The organism is Acrocarpospora macrocephala (genome assembly GCF_009687865.1).
Classification (GTDB): domain Bacteria; phylum Actinomycetota; class Actinomycetes; order Streptosporangiales; family Streptosporangiaceae; genus Acrocarpospora; species Acrocarpospora macrocephala.
Window position 1 is genome coordinate 13,630 of the sequence record NZ_BLAE01000044.1, and the last position, 14,883, is coordinate 28,512.

General features: G+C 67.5%; 3 protein-coding genes. 1 reads left to right on the top strand and 2 read right to left on the bottom strand.

The annotated features are described in order from the left end of the window. Positions 1–42: 42 nt before the first annotated feature. The gene (locus Amac_RS33805; RefSeq protein ID WP_155358491.1) at positions 43–11,748 is read right to left on the bottom strand and encodes a DNRLRE domain-containing protein; all 11,706 of its coding nucleotides are present in this window, start codon (positions 11,746–11,748) and stop codon (positions 43–45) included. 368 nt (positions 11,749–12,116) lie between these two features. Between Amac_RS33805 and Amac_RS33810 the strand changes: the two genes are divergently transcribed. Continuing rightward, positions 12,117–13,211: a trypsin-like serine peptidase gene (locus Amac_RS33810; protein ID WP_155358492.1), complete on the top strand. Its 1,095-nt coding sequence runs from the start codon at positions 12,117–12,119 to the stop codon at positions 13,209–13,211. A 198-nt stretch (positions 13,212–13,409) separates the two neighbouring features. Here Amac_RS33810 and Amac_RS33815 read toward each other — a convergent pair whose 3' ends face one another. Next, complete coding sequence (locus Amac_RS33815) at positions 13,410–14,855, bottom strand: ATP-binding protein (protein WP_155358493.1); 1,446 nt, start codon at positions 14,853–14,855, stop codon at positions 13,410–13,412. Between the last annotated feature and the right edge of the window lie 28 nt (positions 14,856–14,883).

A 14,883-nucleotide genomic window follows, 5' to 3' on the forward strand; every position in this document is an offset into this window, starting at 1 on the left:
TTACTGCGGGCTCCACTCGGTGGTCAATCTATGGTGTTCTTCCTAGTAGAACCGCGCAAAGAAGTCCGAAAGGAATGTAGTTCCTCGCTGCACAAATGACGATCGCCCGTATCGGACCTCGCAAACCATGCAGACATCAACCGGGTCACCGGTACGAGGTCGGACCGCCGAGGTGAAACGAATCTTACTCGCGTCACCGCCAAGCTGGGAAACCACGCACATTTCCGCGCAGGCGCCCTTGAAACTTCCGCCCGCAGCGTACTGCCCAGTCTCCACGTTGTACCCAGCGGTGACCGTGGCAGGACGCTTGCTGTTGGAGAGCTTGGAAGCCGACTCGGCGAACTCATCCCTGAGACCCGATGCAGCTTCGAGGAGTCCATCCTCGGACAGCCCCGCACCGTCTCTCGCTCCAGATCCGCAGTTGTGGACGAGGACCGGCGTGGTTCCTGCGAGCACATAGTACGTGTGGAGGTCAGCGATTGTGAGGTTGTGAACAGATTTGTGGGGGCTGGTCCATCGGGTGATGGCGGTGACCTGGACGTGGATGCCAGCGCTGGTTCGAATCCAGGCCCGTGGCTGGAGTTGTCCTGCCGGGATCCATTCACGTAGCGCGGGGACCCAGATGGGATGCCCCTCAGTGGCGACCACGCTCGCGGTCGTGCCCTCCTCTGGACCGGCAAGGGCTGAAGCGGCAGAGGCCGTGCCGGGGTTGACGATGTCCTGTCGTGCTCCGGGCGTGGTGTAGCCGCTTAGGAGCCCGCTCTGTCCAGAGAGCGTGATGGTGATCCGGACAAGAGATTTCGTTCCTTCGCCGGGGATGAGGGCGGTGACGGGCTTGGAGGCGGTTTGGCCGGTTTCTGGGTCGGTGGCCAGAACCTTCTCGCCGATACGGATGTTTTCGATGGGTTTGGTGGAGCCATCGGCCATGAGTACGCGGGTGCCGGGAGTGAAGCTGTTTCCAGGGCAGCTGCCGCCTGCCCTTCCGCCGCCTGTGCCGGACCTGGCCTTACCGATGGTTCTGCCGATGGCGCCTGCGGCTTTGGAGACCAGGACGCCGCCGACGACGCTGGTGGCGGCGCCGATGGTCATGGCGCCTAAAGCGCCGAGGAGGCTTTGTTCTTCGGCTGGGGTGTCCATGGTGTAGCCGACCCAGCCGGCGACGGCTCCGCCCAGGGCCATGCAGCCGAGGCTGCCTGCTCCGGCGGTCAGGGCTAAGCATCCAGCGGTGGCGGCTACTCCGGCGACGGTGGAGACGATGGTGCTGGCGTTGTCCTCGATCCAGCCGCCGATGGAGCCCCAGATGCTTTCCTCTTCCTTCTCTTCTTCCTTGGGTTTGGGCGGGGCGATCTTGCGCTGTTGTTCATCCTTGCGGCGCTTGTCTTGGCGCTTGTTGTAGTCCCGGTTCTCGGCCTTCTTCTTGGCGCGGACCTTCTTGTTGGTGATCTTCTTGCCGCTGCCGTCGTAGTCCTCGCCCAGGGTGCGGTTGGCGGCGGCGTTTCCGGCGTCCATGTACAGCCCGGTCGGGTCGGACATGCCTACCGGGTTGTTTCCGGCGTAGGAGAACGGGTTGGCCCACTGGGGTTTACGGAAGTCGAGGAGGGGGTCGGTGGAGATGAATTTGGCGATGGTGGGGTCGTAGTAGCGGGCACCGATGTGGGTGAGGCCGGTGGATTCGTCTTCGATCTTGCCGAGGAAGCCGAGGTCGGTGAAGGGCAGGTCGTCGGCGCCGCGGCGTTGGCCGAAGGGAAGGTAGCGTTCGCGGTTGACGGCACCGGTGGTGTCGTCGATGGCGAGTTGGGCGGTGCCGTGCATGGCGGCGGCCATCCAGCGCACGCCCGGCTGGGTGCTGGTGCGCATGGCGACCAGGGCGCCGTCGGGGCCGGCGTAGTAGCGCTTGCCGGTCAGGCCGCTGCTGGAGAGTTGGATCTCCATCGAGCCGAGGTACAGCGTGGTGGATCCGTCGGGGTCACGGCGCAGGAGGCGGCCGCCGTCGAGGCCGTACACCATGGTGGTGTCTTTGCCGTCGACGGTGGCCTTGGTGAGTTCGCCGAGCTCGTTCCAAGTGAAAGTGCCGGCTTTGCCGCCGGCCATGCGGGTGGCGAGCTGGCCCGCGGCGTCGTAGGTGTAGGAGTCGTTGCCGCCCTGGGAGTGGCTGATCGAACCGACCGCGTCAGGGCGGATGCTGCCGGGACCTGAGGTGGGGTAGTGGTAGGTGTCGATCTGTCCGTTGTGGGTGCGGGTGCTGAGGTTGCCGATGGCGTCGTAGCTGTAGGCCTCCGCGTACGGATCCACGCCCTGACCATCGGCCGAGCCTTCGGAACAGGCGGACGCGGTCGTGGTCCACGCCGAGGACAGCCGGTGCAGGTCGTCGTAGGTGAAACATTCGGCCTGGTCGGTGGTGTCGTCCAGGATTCGGGTGATCTCGCCGGAGATGTCATAGGAGTAGTGGTCGTGCTGGGCGACGGTCGGGTTGGCGGTGTCGGCCCGGGACGTGGTGGCGACCTGGGTGATACGGCCGGTGGTGTCGTCCCAAGCGAGGGTCCGCTTAACCTGACCGTTCACGCCGTACGACCGCTCGAAGAGCTGCCCGATCGCCGTATACGCCGTGGATTTGACGTAGGTGAACCCGCCGCCAAAGTCCGACGTCATGCCATAAGGCAGCCCGAGGTCGGTGTACGACGAGGTCAGGGTTTCCGCCGCGAGGCCTCCGGCCGAGGGCAGGGTCGTGGTGGCGACCGCACCGCCGGCCGTGTACGTGGTGCCGAAGGTGTAGTTACCGCCGAGAAGTCCTTCGCTGGCGGGGATCGTCAGCGTCGACCCGGTCGGGCGGTTCATCACGTCGTAGCCGACGACGCTGGTCGTGTACGCCTGCCCGCCCGTCCAGCGCGTGGCCGACGTCAACTGCCCAGGTGACAGCGTGTCGTACACCCATTCGGCGACCTTCGTCCCGGTTCCAACGTCGCCGATCCACTGCGAGGTCTTCCGGCTGAGGTCGTCATAGCCGTTGGAGACCTTCTTGCCGTTGCCGTCGATCGACCACAGCAGCCGTCCGGCCACGTCGTAGGCCTGCTCGGACGAGCCCGCGTCAGGATCCTGGGCGGTAAGCCGCCGCCCAGCCAGGTCATACGTAAATGTCCGGACATTCCCGTTGGCGTCGGTGTGCTTAACGAGATTGCCGTTGAGGTCGTACTCATATGTCGTGTCGTAGTGAGTCGGACCGCCCTCGGGAACCTGGATGGTGAGGACCTTCCAGTCGCTCCAGGCCGACGTGCCGTTAACGGCGACCGCGCGGGCCCGCCAGCGGACCTTCCAGCCGTCGGACAGCTCCCCGGCGGGGACGGTGATCGACGCCAGCGTCCCGGACAGCACATCGTCCACGCCGCCCGCCCAGATCTGGCCGGTGCCCTGGCCAGGGACGGACAGGTCGTGCTCGACCTCGAACTCGGCACGCAGCGTGCCGCCCGCAGGTCCGGTGACCCGGGCATCCAAGGCCGGGGTGAGCGAAGGCGTGATGCTTCCTCCGCTACCGGACGGAGTGACTCCTAACTGGTCGACCGTGGGCGCGGGCAGCTCAACTGTGAAGGTCTGCCAATCCGACCAGGGCGACGTCGAACCTGTCGCGACCGCGCGAGCCCGCCACCGCACTGTCATGCCGTCTGACAGCTCGCCGCCGGGAACGGTGACGGCCGCGTCTGAACCGCTGGCGACATTGTCGACCGAACCCGCCCAGATCTGGGCGCCTTCGTGTTCAAGTTCGAACTCGCCGCGCAAGTCACCGCCGACCGGGTCGGTGAGGGTGGCGTGCAGGGCGGGCCTGAGCGAGGTCGTGATCACATCGTCGTCGACCGTGTGCGACGGCGTGACCTGAAGTCCCATGACCGTCGCCTTCGGCACCGCGACGCTGAACTCGTGCCAGTCCGACCAGGCCGAGGTCGCTGCGGAGGCAACCGCGCGGACTCGCCAGCGCGCCGTCTCCCCATCGGAAAGCTTCCCGGCCGGTACGGCTACCGCAGCGTCCGACCCAGAGGCGACATTGTCGATGGAACCGGCCCAGATCTGCGCGCCCTCGCGTTCAAGCTCGAACTCGCCGCGCAACGTCCCGCCGTTGGGATCGGTTACGGTCGCATGCAACGTCGGCGTGACCGAGAAGGCCACGGTCGCGCCTTCGACCGTCTCTGCCGGGGTGACCTGGAACTGGCTCAGGATCGGATCGGTGACATCGACCGACAAAGACTGCCAGTCCGACCACGCGGAGGAGGTCGCCCCGGCCAGCACGCGGGCTCGCCAGCGGACCTTGTACCCATCGGCCAGCTTCCCGGCCGGGACGGCCAGCGACGCCGAGGTACCGGAGGGCACATTGTCGACCGCGCCCGCCCAGATCTGCCCGCTCCCCTGCGAGGGCACCGCCGGATCATGCTCGACCTCGTACTCCGCGCGCAGGTTCCCACTCGCCGGGTCGAACACGCGCCCGATCAGCGACGGCGTCGCCGAGGAGGTGACCGTCACCCCCTCGACCACGCTGGACGGGCTGACCTGCAACAGATCGATGCCGAGGTTGCCGCCCGAGGGGAGGGCGACAGTCAGGTTCTGCCACTCCGACCACGCCGACGCCACCGAGGTCGCCACGGTCACCGCGCGGGCACGCCAGCGGACCTTCCACCCGTTGGTCAGCTCCCCAGCCGGTACGGCTACCGCCGCCACCTGCCCCGACGCCACATCCGGCGACGAGCCAGCCCAAATCTGGCCGCTGCCCTGCTCACCGGACACCTCCGGATCGTGCTCGATCTCGAACTCGGCCTTCACCTGACCGGCGGCCGGTTCCGACACCGTGCCGCGCAGGCTCGGCGTCAGCGTCGGCGTGACCGTGTCCTCGCCCACCTGCGCGGACGGAACCGTCTGCAACTGGGCAATGCTCGGCTTGGGCACATCGACGGTGAAGGCATGCCAGCCCGACCAGGCCGAGGCCGACTCCCCGACCGGATTCACCGCCCGGACCCGCCAGCGGGTCCGCCAGCCGTCCATCAGCTCCCCGGCCGGAACCGTGACCGACACCTGCGTGCCCGACGCCGCGCCGGGCACGTTGCCGGCCCAGATCTGCCCGGTGCCCTGGCTTTCGGGGGCGTTCGGGTCGTGGTCGACCTCGAACTCGGCCCGCAACGCCTGCCCGGCCGGGTCGGTGACGGTGGCCGATAGCTGCGGCGTCACCGTCGAGGTGACCGTCACGCCTTCCACCTGCTGGGACGGCGTCAACTGGGGCCCGGTCACACTCGGCTTCGGCACATCCACGGTGAAGCTCTGCCAGGACGTCCAGGCCGAGACCGTGTCGCCGCGCACCGCGCGGGCCCGCCAGCGCACACCCCAGTTGTCCCCGAGCGTTCCGGCGGGGATGGCCAGGGAGGCGGTGCTGCCGGAGGCGATGTTGTTCTGGCTGCCGGCCCAGATGGTGCCGGTTCCGTGCTCGGTGTCGGCCGGGTCGTGCTCGACCTGGAACTCTGCCTTCACCGGCTGGCCGCCCGGTTCGGCGACCCGGGCCGAGAAGGTCGGGGTCAGCGAGGTCACCTTCGCCACCCCGCCCGTGGTCGAGGACGGGGTGACCTGCGGCTGATCGGCGGTCGGCGTACGGTCCGGGGCTGGGCTTCCGGCGGCCAGGGCGGCGATCTCGGTGGGGGTCAGGACCTTCTGGTAGACACGGATGTCGTCCAGCTTGCCGTTGAACACCGCGCCCAGCGTCATCGTCCCGTTGGCGTTCCAGGTGAGAGGGACGGTGTTGGTGCCGATCTGCTGCCCGTTCAGGTACAGGTAGACCCGCCCGGCCGTCCGATCATAGACGCCGGTCAGGTGGAACCAGCGCTTGAGCGGCACCGTCCCCGCCCACACCCCGTACCCGATCGCGCCCGAGGTGTCATTGTTGTAGATCACGAACTCGAGCTGCTTGTTCGGCGGGTTCACCCCCAGGTAGAAGGCCGGCTTGACGCTGCCCATCTGCCGGAACACCTCATACCAGTTGCTGTCGTCCTCCAGGTTCAGCCAGGCCGATACCGTGAAGGACTGGTCGGTGCGCATCACCGGACCCGTGGTGGCCGCCGAGTTGGGGTTGCCGGTGGCCGTCATCGCCCCACCCAGGACGCCCGGCGTCCACGACGCGGTCCCGCCCAAGGTGGCGGAGCGGCCCGCGCCGGTCGCGTCGCCCGCGACCGTGCCGGAGGTCTCGTCCAGCTTCCAGTGCACCACCGGGCTGCTAACCGGAGCGGGCGCCGCCGCCGGGTTCACCCGCAAGCTCTGCCAAGCCGTCCACTCCGAGGAGGTGGACTGTCCGGGATTGACCGCACGGGCCCGCCAGCGCACCAGCCAGCCCGCCTGAAGCTTGACCGGGGCCACCGTCAGAGCCGCCACCGCGCCGGTCGCGACCCCCGTCACCGAACCGGCCCAAATCTGACCGGAGCCCTGGGCGGGAACGGACGGGTCGTGCTCGACCTCGAACTCACCGGTCAGCGGACCGCCCGTCCCGTCGGAGACGGTCACCGCCAGCTGCGGCGTCAGCGAGGTGGCCGTCACCTGCCCGGCGACGGTCGTGACCGGCAGCACTGCCGGCGAGGCGAGCGCCACCGACGGAGCCGAGCCGACCGCGTAGGTGACACTCAGGCTCGGCTTGACCGCGCCTTCATTGGAGTCGAAACCCCGGTCGTAGTACGGCCTCCCGGAGACGGTCTCGTCCACCCCGCGCAGCATCAGCCCATTGTTGGCCGTCCCCGACGCCCACGCCTGGGCGAACGCGGTGGCGTTCCAGCTCATGAGCCCCGGCGTGGGACAGGTGGCGAAATCCCGGGCGATCTGCTCCCCGGCCGTGGTCGTGGCCGGCTTGTTGGCCCAGGTGATCGTGCCCGGATTCCAGGCGGCGGTGATCCGCTGCACTCGAATCCCCGAAGCGGAGTCCCCGCATCCGTCCGACGCCTTGCGCTGCAACGTCAACGTCGCCGACGATACGTTCGCCCCGGCGATCGCGGCGGTGTTGAACATCAGATACGCCCGCTCCACCCCCAGGCTGCCGACGTTGTTGTAGGTGCCCACCCACAACCAGTCGCCGGCCTGCTGCCCCGCACCGTCCACGCCGTAACTGGAGATCCACGTGTCCGACACCACCGGCAACGTCGTGGTCGGGTCCACCGTCACCGGATACCGGGTGGCGGGGTCGGCCAGGAACGCCGCATCCGGGCGAAGCACCAGCACCTGCCGGCCGTTCTCCTCCACCACCCGGGTATCGATCTTCCCGACCTTGCCGCGGCGCCCGCCCGCGACGGAGGCGTCCCACATCACCGGCTTCGGCGCCGACGCCGCAGTCTTCCCCGCCGCGTCGACCAACGCCAGCCCAGCCTCACTCGCCCGCAGATTCAGACCCTCCGCCTGAACCGGCAGCCGATACTCCACCCCGGCGGCAGGCCGCGTCCGCAACACCACATCGTGCCGGAACCCCGCAGACAGCGCCGTCACCACCAGATCCGCGCCCGGACCCGCCGCATCCACATACGTCGCGACATTCCCCTTGACCTGCGGCTTCGGCAGCACACCCGGCCACTCCAGCGCGAACACCGACTTATCCGGACGCGTCATCCGCGCGAACACCCCGGCCCCGCCCGCGGAGAACTCCACCTCGGCCAGCGCGGCCTTCGGCTTCAACACCCCACCAGCGGCCACCAGCGTGGTGTCCACCGCAACCCACGCGTTCCCCTGCCGCACCCGCACCGGCCCAGCGGACAACTCCGTGGTGAACGTCTTGCCATCCGCGTTCGCATACGTCAGCGACGACTCCGTGGTCGCCCCCTCGGCCAGCACCCGCTTACCCTGCTTGACCGCGGCCTGCGAAGCCGCCCGCATCGCCTCAACGCCTACCGCCGGATCAGCGACCGCCGCGGCAGCCGCTTCGCTCCCAGCCGGACCCGAACTGTCCGCCGACTTTTCCGCCGAACCCGACTTGTCCGGGGAGAGTCCCGGGCCCTGCACAGCGGCGGCCTGGCCGTCGGCGTTCAGCCACTCCTCGATCTTGGTGACCTGGTCGTCGACATCGGTGTGGTAGACGGTCTTCCCGCCCAGCGGCGGAACCACCTCATACACATCCGCGCCCAGATAGTTCGTCGTCGTCCGCCGCAACTCCGACGAACCCGACATGTCCACCGCCGCGACCGTGCGCCCGACCCCGTCATAGATCGGCTTCGACCACTGCGGAAGCGACGTCAACGCCGGATTCAGCAGCCCTGTCCCCGGATCCGCAGAGTTGTACGCCGGTCCCGAACTCGCCGCGACATTCCCCCGCGCGTCATACGTGGTCACCGACACAATCCGGCCGCCCGACGGGGACTCGGTCTGCGACTCGCGCTGGCGGCCGAGCCCATCCTGGAAGCTGTGCGAGACCGACCAGGTCGGCTGCCCGCCGATCACCGTGAGCAGCTTCTCGGACGTGGTGCGGGCGGGTGTTGTACCAGTGAGCTGGTAGCTGAACTTCGCCGCCGGAATCGTCCCGGTCCGCGGCTGCGCCGGTGTCCAGACCGTCGTGGTACGGCCCAAGGCGTCATAGTCGATGTTCGTGTCCCGGCCGCTGGTGTCGCGGACGCCGATCGTGCCGCCGTGCAGCGGGCTCTTCCACGTGGTCGCCGTGTGGCCCAGCGTGTTGGTGGTCGTGATGCCGTTGACCGGCCAGTTCGTCGGCGGGTTGTAGGTCAGCGTGGTCGTCTTGCCGAGCGCGTCGGTGGTGACCAGCGAACGGCCGTACTTGTCATAGGTGGTCTTGGCGGTGGCCACGGTGTTAGCGTCCGTCCACGAGCGCGACTCGGTGATGTTGCCGTCCGAGGGCGTGTTCGTGGCCGGGTCGCTGCCGCTGTCGTACAACGTGACCTGGCGCGACAGCAGGGTGCCTGTGCAGTCCGCGCCCACGCGCTTCTCCTGCACGGACGGGAAGTCGATCATCCACTGGGTGGTGTTCCTGGCGTACGTCGTGGTGCTGCACGTGTCGTCATCGGCGTCGCCCAGATCTCCCCGGTCGACGAATTTGGTGACCAGACCGGTGGTGTTGTCATAGGTCGTCGCTGAGGCGGAGCGCCGGAACGAGCCGTCTGCGGTCACCTCGCGGGACTCTTCAGTGCTGGGCTTGACGATGATCGGGTCGTAGATGCCGGGGCCGTTGGCGGTGACATGCTGCCAGTACGTCGTACGGCTGGACGTGACTTCCTGCATGCCGCGTTGCGCGGGCGGCGTCCCCAGCGGGTCGGGCGTGGTGAACCGCCAGGAGCGGGACTCCAGCGTCTGGCCGGAGAGCGTGCGCTGGTCGTTGACGGTGTTGCCGTCGAAGTCGGTCAGCGTGACCTGCTTCTTCGTGCCGTCGGCGTAGACGTCGTCGTACAGGCCGCGGAAGAAGGCGGTGCTGGTGACCGAGAAACCCTCGGGGTCGGTGCCGGTGCCCTTGATGGTGCGCACCAGGCCATAGCCGCGGAAGTCACCCCAGGAGAGGTTGTCCGGGCGGGTATTGTAGTTGATCTCCTTCGCCCAGGCGGGGGTGCCGACGTACTCGTAGTTGGTGACCATGTCGGGCGAGCCGCCGACCAGGTCCTGCTCGGTCACCTTGGTGACCAGGTGTTTGCGGTAGACGGCGAAGCTGGGGCGGCTGAACATGTCGCGGCCGTCGAAGACCGGATAGCAGTCGCTGGTGTTGCGATCCCACGCGATGCGGGTGGCCTGGTAGCCGGTGACGCACGGGTTCAGGTGCGCGTACGTCACCCGGACCTGGGCGCCGAAACCATTGCCGATGATGCCGATACGCGGCCATCGCACCGTGTCGTTGAACTCGCCGTCCGGCATGCGGCCCACGTCCACGCGGTTGGACAGCATCACCGCGCCGAAAGTCTGCGCGGGCATGCTGATCGCGTTGGCGTCATCCCCGATCAGGCCCCTGGTCTTGATCTCGTCCAGCCACAGGACGGGGGTGGGCGAGTCGCCCTCGCTGTAGACGTACTTGTGGGTCAGGCTGGTCTCGGCGATGTTCTCCCAGTCGCCGGCCGCGGCGTTCCAGGTGTACGAGACGGCGCTGGACAGCCGCGCAGAGATGAAGAACGTCGGCGAGGAAGTCGGGAAAGAGCAGGTCACCGGGCCGCCGCCAGGCGCGGGCGAGCAGGTCAAGTCGTCCGGAATGTCGGAGTCCAGGCCCAGGGCACGGCTGGTGGAGTTGAAGACGACCTTGGAAATGTGGCGGCTGCCGGGCACCTGCGTGTTGGTGCCCCACTCGACGCGGTCGAGGTAACCGCCCCGGTCGTAGAGCAGGTTGAGCAGGCCGTGGGTGTAGTTGTTCTGCTCCTTGGTCCAGAAGTAGTCGGTGACGTTCTCGCGCGGGTCGATGGCCTGGTCGAGGTTCCAGCGCCAGATGCCGGAGCAGGTGTTGGCATACTGGCCGGAGGTGTTGTAGCTGCTCCGGCAGGGTTCGCCCGCGTCATCGCCCACGAACGGGACCCGCCACAGCGAGTCGGCGCGATAGCCGAGCCGGTAGACCAGGCCGACCTGTGTGGTGATCTTCCAGTACTCGGCGCCCTGGTCACCGCCGGTGAGCAGCTCGATCTTCCAGCCGAAGTCCTGCTCGGTCTTGTATCCGGCGCTGGTCTTGACCAGGCGGCTGGCCTGCCCGCCGAGGTTGATGAACAGGTCGGAGGCGGTGGCGTCGTTGGTGGCCGGGTCGCCGTCGTTCTCCTCCGGAGACTCCCAGCACAAGTCGCCCCAGCCGCTCTGGTTGGGGTTCTTGCCCGCGGCCGCGTCGGAGCTGCACGAGCGGTAGCGGCGCTCGACGTAGCCAACCGCCATATCCCAGCCTTCACCGACCCAGGACGCCTGGTTGTTGGTGACCTTGGTCAAGCCGTCGGCGCGGGAGGAGTCGTAGCGCAGGCCCAGGCCGAGGCCGCCGCCCGCGATCGAGGGCGGACTGCCGATCGGCACGCTGTAGGAGAAGCTTCCCGAGGTCAGACCCACATTCCAGGTCGACTGCGGGCGCAGGTCGGTGGCGGTGAAGTTACCGGCAGTGGGGCCTGCCGCGGCAGCCGCGAGCGTAAGCAGCGTCCCGGCCGAGGCGGCGTCGGTGTCCAAAGTGATCGTGCCTGCTTTGACGTCGTTGACCGCGGGGACCTCCTCGCCGTCGCGGTCGCAGCTCGCTGCGGCGGCGAGGGCGCAGGCCGGCATCCTGATCACCCGGAGCCGGTCCGCCCAACCACCGCCGTGCGCGTACCGGAAAGCCGAATAGTCCAGCTTGACCTGGGTGCGCGCTGGTTGGTCACCGCCGTCCACGCGGGCGATCCGGACGGCGAGACCGGTGCCGCCGAGCTTCTTCACGCTGTCTTGAGGCAGCGTCTCGACACTGACCCGGGCCGCCTCGCCGCCGGGACCGGCGCCGCCCGCGTTGCCCGTGGCCTTGGCGAGCCGGACGGGGAGGTCACCGACCTGGACGGACTTATCCGCGAGGGTGGCCTCGGCCTTGCCCGCCGAAGGCCAGACCGGGCGTTTCGCCTTCGGCGTGTCGGCACGATCCTCGGCGCCCTTGGCCGGAACCTCGGGCTTCAACTCCCGGCCTTCGATGGGCTCCGGCTCGGGCGTGTCCATGACCGCGGCGGAGGCGGCGGGGATGAGCAGATCGTCGGGGACTCCAACCCCGGAGACCAGCACTGCCGCCGACAGCGTCACGACAATCGTCCTGATCCGAGCACGCCGAAACACAGCGCCCACGCGGCACACCTCCACGAGCGTCGCGAGGTCTAGAGCACGCCTGAGCGCTCCCACCACCCCGTTACGGGATCTTCAACGGCCCCGCCCGGCAGTTGTACATCAGCGCTGTACTAACTAGTCAAGAGCCAGCAAAGAAGAACACTTAGTAAACTTCTTCCTCCATGATCATTAATTGGTCGATATCCGTACATATTTCTGCAGGTAGAGGCTTCGAATGTCAGAATTTGTCAGATATTTCAAACGATCACCAAACAAGATCGCAGTCAAGTCACCGCTTGACTGCTGCCAGCACCGCGAGCGATGATCTCGATTCGATCGCTCAATTCCGGACACGCGACACATTCCCGACAGGGCGTCGAAGGAGACCGATGGCCACCTCAGCACCAAGACTCACGATCACCCTCATCGTGGGTACGGCTGTCGCCGCCCTGTTGACCGCCATCCCGGCACCCGCTTCGGCCCACCGGATCATGGCGGTGACCCAACCGGGTGGCCTCACCCAGTTCCAGGAGAACGCCCTCGAAACCAACCGGAAGCTCACACCCGCCGCCGCCCGCGACGCCAAGCCCCTCGAAGTCGTGAAAAAGAACGCGCCGAAGTCAGCCAAGCGCGGCCCGACAGGACCGGCCGGAGTCGTGCCGGCGGCAGCTGCGGCAACCCCCGCCGGGAAATCCCTCGCCGCGCTCGACGACATTGAATTCCCCATCAACGTCGGCAAGATCTTCATCTACAAGGAAGCCACCGACGAGTGGGTCTACTGCTCGGGCACCGTGCTCACCAGCCAGTTCAAGAACGTTGTCGCCACCGCGGGCCACTGCATCGTCGACCCCGCCACCGGCCAGGTGTACGAACACTGGGCATTCATCCCCGGCTACAACGACGGCCTGCTCAAATGGCCGTACGGGAGTTGGTCGCCGTACATCGGCTGGGTGTTCGAGGACTGGGCCGTGTTCGGGGATCCCGACTCCGACTACGGGTTCGTGAACGTGTCCAAGCTGGACAGCCAGACCGGCCAGCCTTCCGGGGCCCGGATCGGCGACTTCGTGGGTGGGAACGGGCTGGCCTGGAATCAGGGGATCGACAAGACGGGGTACGTGTTCGGGTACCCGCATCATGGGCATCTGGACGGCGACAAGCCGTACAGCGGGTGGACGATGAAGTGGTGTTACGGGACCATCGGGCAGCTGGCTCCGTACCAGGGCGCGGACGCGCACGTCGGATGGGGACCCCCCATCAACGACCAGATCTGCTCGTTCACCCCCGGCGCCGACGGATCACCGTTCCTGTGGAGCTACAACACCGGCGGCGACGACCCGATGTCCCGCGTCGGAAACCTCAACTCCGTCATCAGCCGAGTCCGCGACACCGACGGCAACAACCGCTACGACACCTGGACCGGCCCCTACTTCGACGGATACACGAAGCAGCTGTACGACCTGGCCAACGCGCGCTGGAGTCCCTGAACCGGCCGAAGACCAGGCTCGCCGTGTTCCTCCTCCCCCCGGGCAGGGTTCGCGGCCGACTCATGGAGATCGCCGAGCGAGGTCATGATCACGTCGTCGACTGAGTAGCATGACCCGGCGGCGATGACCCAATATCCCGTGTCGGCAACCATCGGCCGAGTCCGTGACACCTACAAATCGACCACCGGCCCCAGGGTCTCAGGTTCGCCAGGCTTCGATGACATCCTGCGGTCGCCATAGGACATCGACAGATCGGTGGTCGACGTCCTGGTTGAGGCCGTTCAGCGAGGAGACGACCAGGCCGGTGGCCAGTGGGTCGTACCCCGGGATCTGGGTGGCGGCGCGGCGCAGTATGTCGAGGTCATGACCGTCGAAAGGGGTGTTCAGCCACTTGATCGAGCCGGCGAAGAAGATCCGGCCCGCGACCGGTGCGCTGTCGGTGCCGACGAGGTCGATCTCGGGGTCGAACTGGCGATTCCACCAGCCGCCGACGGCCGCCACCTCTGGCCACGGCAGGTCCCCTGCCAGCCCGGCGAATTCCAGCGATTCCCTGATCAACGGCTCGACCGCACGGCCGCGCCACGCCGTCCAGCGCCGTTCGACCACCCGGAATGCCGCCTCGTAACGTCCACGGCGGGCCTGTTCGTGCGTCATCCGCAGTATGCCCAGGTAGAGGCGGAGATTGCTGTCAGCCACCCGATAGAGCGCGGGCTTGCTCGGGCGGGTCGACAACGGTTCATCGAGGGCCAGGATCTGCTTCTCCACGGCCAGCTGTCGTAGCAGGGGCGACAACGTGCCCGAAGGCAGCGCGCCCTCGCGACTGCCCGCGGTGGCGGCGATGTTGGCGTGCGTACGGTCACCGGCCCCGATCGCCTCCATGACTCGCCGGGAGGCGTTCGGATTGGGGAACTCCGCCATCAAAGCCGCCTCAGGCACGCTGAACACGGCGGCGGCGGGGTCGGCGGCCTCCTGCTTCAGGAAATCCATCGCGGGCATGCCATGCGGCCAGGTTCGCACGATGCCGGGCAATCCACCGGAGACCAGAACCGCGTCGATGGCGTCCGGTGCCGCGAGCCCCAGCGCGTCGCCGGTGTCGGCCGGGTTCAACGCCCCCAGGACCAGGTTGTCGGCACGCCCGTAGAAGGGCCGGTCATAGGCGGTCAACCGCTCCATCATGTGCAGATCACTGCCAAGCAGGAGAAGCAGCACCGGCCTCGACGAGAACAGCCGGTCCCAAGCCGTCTGCAAGGCCCCATCGAAGAGACTGTCCTGCTCGGAAAGCCAGGGCAGCTCATCCAGCACGATCACACACGGCGTCGGCGGCAACACCGAGGCCAGCGCACGAAACACGTCAGGCCAGCTTCCTCCGCCAAGCGCGGGCACCAGCGCCGGATCCGTCGGTAGGGATGACTCCCTCAAATCCGCCAAGAACGACGCGACCGCTTCGACGGGCGAGGCTCCCTTCGTCGCGGTCGAGAAGACGTATGGAACCCCCGCCCGATCACAGAACTCCTGCACCAGCCGGGATTTCCCGACCTGACGTCGCCCCCGCACCGCCACGGCGACGCCCGCACCCGAAGCCTCCACCCGCTGAAGCCTCTTGCCGAGCAGCGACAGCTCTGTCTTCCTGCCAATGAACTCCATGCCAACCTTCGTAGATTCAGTCTATGTA

Bases quoted from the DNA above. Each gene is read 5' to 3' on its own strand.
- Amac_RS33815 (WP_155358493.1), bottom strand. From the start codon at position 14,855: ATGGAGTTCATTGGCAGGAAGACAGAGCTGTCGCTGCTCGGCAAGAGG.
- Amac_RS33810 (WP_155358492.1), top strand. From the start codon at position 12,117: ATGGCCACCTCAGCACCAAGACTCACGATCACCCTCATCGTGGGTACG.